Origin of the sequence: Streptomyces sp. NPDC056948 (assembly GCF_042674225.1) — a bacterium.
GTDB classification, from domain to species: Bacteria; Actinomycetota; Actinomycetes; order Streptomycetales; family Streptomycetaceae; genus Streptomyces; species Streptomyces purpurascens.
In genome coordinates, this window is the sequence record NZ_JBHUQX010000588.1 from 1 (window position 1) to 4,450 (window position 4,450).

Genomic DNA, 4,450 nt, shown 5'->3' on the forward strand with positions numbered 1-4,450 from the left:
CCCCACGGGAAGGGAGTACGCCGCCGCCACCGGCTCCAGGAGCAGTTCCGCCCGGTCGAGCCCGGCGTCGGCCGCTGCCCGGATCATCGCGTCGCGGCGCGGATCGGCGGGGCCGTACGCGGCGGGGACAGTGAGGAGCACATGGCGCGGCGACCGGCCCAGCACGCGTTGCGCCTCCGTGGCGACCGCCCGCAACACGGCGCTGACAAGATCTGTCGCCTGATGGGGAGTTCCGCCGATCAGAAGTGGTACGGAGCTGCCCAGATCCCTTTTGATCTCTGTGCGGTAGCGGGTCGGGCGCAGCCGCTTGCCACGTTCTGCCACGGAGCCGATGAGCAGTCCGCCCGCCCCGTCGGCGAGCACCGAGGAGGGCCAGAACACCGCTCCGGTGGCTGGTTCGTGCAGGATGCGTATCGAGTCACCCTCCACCAGAGCCGCCTGGGTGGTCGTCGTCCCGAAGTCGACGACCAGGACCGCTTCCGCGGGGGTTTCGGTCGGGCTCATTCGGCCGTTCCTTCCTGCCCGGAGGCGATGCGGTGGTGGAGAGCCTCATATGCCTGACGTACCGTCGACTGAGCCTGGCGTGAGGCCCCGTACGCCGTCGGCGCCGACAACTCCGCGTGCCAGCGGTCCAACCGGGCGCGCGCCGTGCGCAGCAGCAGCGCGCGGTCCGCGTCGGCGGGCAGTCCGAGCCGGGCGGCCGTGCCGGTGCCGTGCTCGCCGGTCACCCGGAGGAGTTCCGCGGCCTGCTCGGCGGGCAGATCGAGCCGTCCTTCGAAGTGGTCGCGCAGCGCCCGTAGTTCCGCGTACGCCTGGGAGTGCCGCAGCTCCACGGCGGTCAGCGCGCCGGCCACCGCCTCCACCGCCCGCGCCGGTTCACCACGCAGCGACCGAGCGGTCCGCTCTGCGAGACGCGGCACGGTACGGAAGGCCTGCGCGGCCTTGATGAGATCGGCCCGGCCGCCGAAGTGGTCGCGCAGCAGGGCGCGCAGCGCGTCGACTCCGGAAACCCGGAGGAGTTCGCCCCGCAGTGTGCCGACGGTGTCGGCTCCCTCGCGCAGCAACCGGCACGCCTCCACCACGCCCCAGCCGCCGAAGCGCCCGAACAGCCGGGCACGTTCCCCGGGGGAGAGCGGGAGACCGGTGTCCGCGCCGGTGAACGCGGCGCTGTCAGCCGCTCGTTCGGCCAGCAGCCGCGGAGCGGTCGTGGTGGCCAGCCGCGACAGGCCGGCGAGGTCGGCGGTGTCCATACAGGCAGCCCCGGAGCCGAGCAGACCCGCCACCGGGACCACCGAGTACAGCAGCCGGGAGGTCCCCGCCGTGCGCATGAGCTGGTCGGCGACCCGCCCGGCGGGCCGCATCGGATCGGGCGCGTCGTCCGGGTCCCACAGCAGTTCGACCTTGTTGAGGACACCGACGGTGTTGAGCGGACCGAGGCCGGGCACCTGGGTCATGAATGCGGCGGTGAGCCGTATGTCGTCCCGGTGGGCGCCGCGCGCGGTGAACGTCAGGACCATGGCGTCGGCCCTCGCGCTCTCCGCGAGCGTCGAGTCGGTGAGGTCCTGTCCGGTTCGGCCCAGGAGCCGCAGTGTGGACGCCGACTCCGGGCCGGTGAAGGAGTCGAGGCCGGGGGTGTCGATGATCTCCAGTTCGGCGAGCTGTCCGTGCGGGTGACAGGTCTCCAGGTAGTCGATCCGCCGTAGCGTCGCCTGCCGATCAGGATCGTCCGCCGACCGTACGGTGAGCGACTCCAGTTCGGACAGGTGCTGGTGCCGGATCACGGTGCCGTCCAGATAAGACACGGTCAGCGAGGGCTCGGTGCCGTGGCGGAAACGGTTGACCGTCATCGTCAGTTCAGTGACCCCGGTGGGTGCGATCCGCTCGCCGAGCAGCGCGTTGACCAGGGTGGACTTGCCCGCGCTGACCCGGCCGACCAGGGCCACGGAGAACGGTGCGGACAGCCGGTCGGCCTGGTCGGCCAGGGTGCGGCGAAAGGGCTCCGGCAGACCGTCCGTGGTCGCTCTGTCCCGGAGCACGTCCAGCGCGGCCTGCCGGAGAGCCGCGGAGTCGCTCACGCTTTCGGCCTCGGTTCCGGCTCCGTCTCGGGTTTCGAGGCCGGCTCCGTGGTGGCGGCCTCGGTGACGGGTCCTGCTCCGGGGCCCTCGTGTCCGGCTTCCTCATCCGCGGTTTCCGCGTCTCCGGCTCCCTCGCGCCCGGCCCCGGTCGGCCCGGCTCCGGTCGGCCCGGCTCCGCTGTCTCCACCGCCCTCCCTCAGCCGCGGCCCGGGTGGTAGGTCCGTGTCTGCCTCCGTGACGAGTTCGGTGACCAGGGCCGCGAGCATGGCCACCTCCTGCCCGGTGGCGAGCAGCTCCGTGTGCTCTTGCGCCAGCGTCTCGTGACGGGCACGGGCCTGTTCGCGCGTGGCGTCGGCGGTCGCCTTCAACCGTTCAAGGGTGTCGCCCACGGTCTCGGTCTGCTGCCGCAGCAGGCTGTCGAGTTCCTGCTCCGCTCTGTCGGCCGCGGTGTCCAGCAGGTTGCCGAGCCCATGGACGATGACCCGTTGCTGGCGTCCGCGGGCCATGCCGAGCTGGTCCCGCAGATTCCGGCGACGCGTTTGCAGCTCCTGGTGACGGGCGGCCTTGACCCCACGCAGCAGGCCCGCCAGCAGCCCGGCCGCGGCCCCGATCGCCGCGCCCAACGGGCCGAACACGGTGCCGCCGATCGCCGCACCCATCGACGCCCCGAACGCACCGTCACGGCCGATGGGCATCGCCTTTCCCGGCTGCTCCTCGGCACCGAGGTCCGGTTCCAGCCGTAGCGGGCCGACGGCGTCGATCCGGCTGTTCGCGGTGGGGCTGAGACCGATGCCATGGCGCTGGGCGAATCCGTTGACCAGCGCGTTCAGTTGGGACTCCGCGCGCCGCGCCGTGGCGCCGGCCACCGCCGCGTACGCCGCGGACACCTGCGCGGCCAGCTCGTCCATGTCGTCCTGGAGAGCCTCGTCGTAGAGGTACTCCGTGCACACGCGCTTCCACACGGTGTCGAGTTCGTCGTGCAGGGCCATGACCAGATCCCTGCGCAGGTCCTTGAGCTGCGACCGCAGTCCCGTGCGCCACTGTGCCCCGGTGCTCCTCAACTCGCTGATGCGCTGCTGCCCTGCCTCGGCCTCCGCCCGCATCCGGGCGAGCGTCTCGTCCGTCTCGCGGGCGAGTGCCTCCTGTTCCGCCGTCAGCGGGCGCAGCAGCGCCTGCACCGCGGCACCGGCCTCCTCCAAGGGGCGCGCCAGCAGCAGCCGCGCGCGGCGCCGCCGCAATCCCCTCCAGAGGACGGCCTCGAACAAGGGGTAGCCGCTGTCCTCGTCCGGCGCGTCGGAACCGGAGCCCAGGTACCGGAGCCTGAGGCGGGTCGATACCGGCAGCACGGATGTTTCACCCGTGGGTCGGCCGGTCAGCTCGGCGAGCTTGGCGCGGGTGTTGGCCAGCATCTCGCGCCGGTCGGCGGGGGCGGCCTGGTCCGCCCGAGTGAGGACGACGAGCAGCCCGTCCTCGTCGGGGCCGGAGTCCGTCGCGGTGACGGCGTGCCCCAGGAACCGCAGTTCGCTCGCCGTCAGCGGCGAGGTCATGTCGGCGACGAACACCACCGCGTCGGCCGAGGCCAGGAACCCCGTGGTCATCGCGGTGTGCTCGGGGAAGACGCCCCCCACGCCCGGTGTGTCGACCAGGGTGACGCCGTCGACCAGCTTCGGGTGGGGCAACAGCACTTCGATGAGCTCGGCCCGGTGCCGGTTGCCCGGGTTCGAGCTCTCCGTCACGTAGTGCGCTATCTCGTCGAGAGGGATCGCCCGTTCCTCGGTCTCGCCGCCCGCGTCGCGCAAGCGGGCCGTGGCCTGCGCCTGCGGGCCCCAGCCGACCGTGGTGACCACGCTGGTGGTCTGCAGCACATCGACGGGGAGGAGACCCTTCCGCTCCACCAGAGCGTTGACGAGACTGGACTTGCCGCGGTTGAACTCGCCGCAGACCACAACGACGATCCGGCCGTCGGCGAGCCTGCGTGCCGCCTCGCGCAGGCGCGACTCGGTCTCCGCCAGCGCCCTCTTGCCCGCCGCTGTGGCGAGGCGCTCCAACATCCGTGCGGTCCGGGCCGCCAGTTCGCCCGTATCGAGTCGTTCCATGCCGTCCTCCGCCTCGCGACACCCGCGGTCGTTCGCGACAACCACTGACATCACTTGGATTCGGCATACGGCGGCTTTGTTCCGTCCCCGCCGGAGATGTGCGGCTCAAGTACCCGGCCTCACCTCACCGCGTCTTCCGGTAACGGACCACTCCGATTCCCACCGCTGGGCCGATGAGAATGGCCGCCGGTGTTCCCAAGGCTTGTGCGGCATCGGAGCCGCCCACGAACAGGACGACAGCGATCACCGCGTAGAGAGCGACAAAGGCAAGGACAAAAC

The 4,450-nt window shown here is 71.8% G+C and carries 3 protein-coding genes; all 3 read right to left on the reverse strand.

The window, feature by feature from the left end; genetic code table 11:
• A partial coding sequence (locus ACFTZL_RS41640) for an Hsp70 family protein (RefSeq protein WP_382594832.1) occupies nt 1-504 on the reverse strand: 504 nt, incomplete at its 3' end.
• Nucleotides 501-2,075: a dynamin family protein gene (locus tag ACFTZL_RS41645; RefSeq protein ID WP_382594835.1), complete on the reverse strand. Its 1,575-nt coding sequence runs from the start codon at nt 2,073-2,075 to the stop codon at nt 501-503. The genes ACFTZL_RS41645 and ACFTZL_RS41640, both read right to left, overlap by 4 nt.
• Nucleotides 2,072-4,171 (reverse strand): dynamin family protein, encoded by a 2,100-nt coding sequence (locus ACFTZL_RS41650; RefSeq protein WP_382594838.1) that lies wholly within the window; start codon nt 4,169-4,171, stop codon nt 2,072-2,074. The genes ACFTZL_RS41645 and ACFTZL_RS41650 overlap by 4 nt, the downstream gene beginning before the upstream one ends.
• Nucleotides 4,172-4,450 lie beyond the last annotated feature (279 nt).

Coding starts and splice junctions, on each gene's coding strand:
- ACFTZL_RS41650 (WP_382594838.1), bottom strand. CDS start 4,171: ATGGAACGACTCGATACGGGCGAACTGGCGGCCCGGACCGCACGGATG.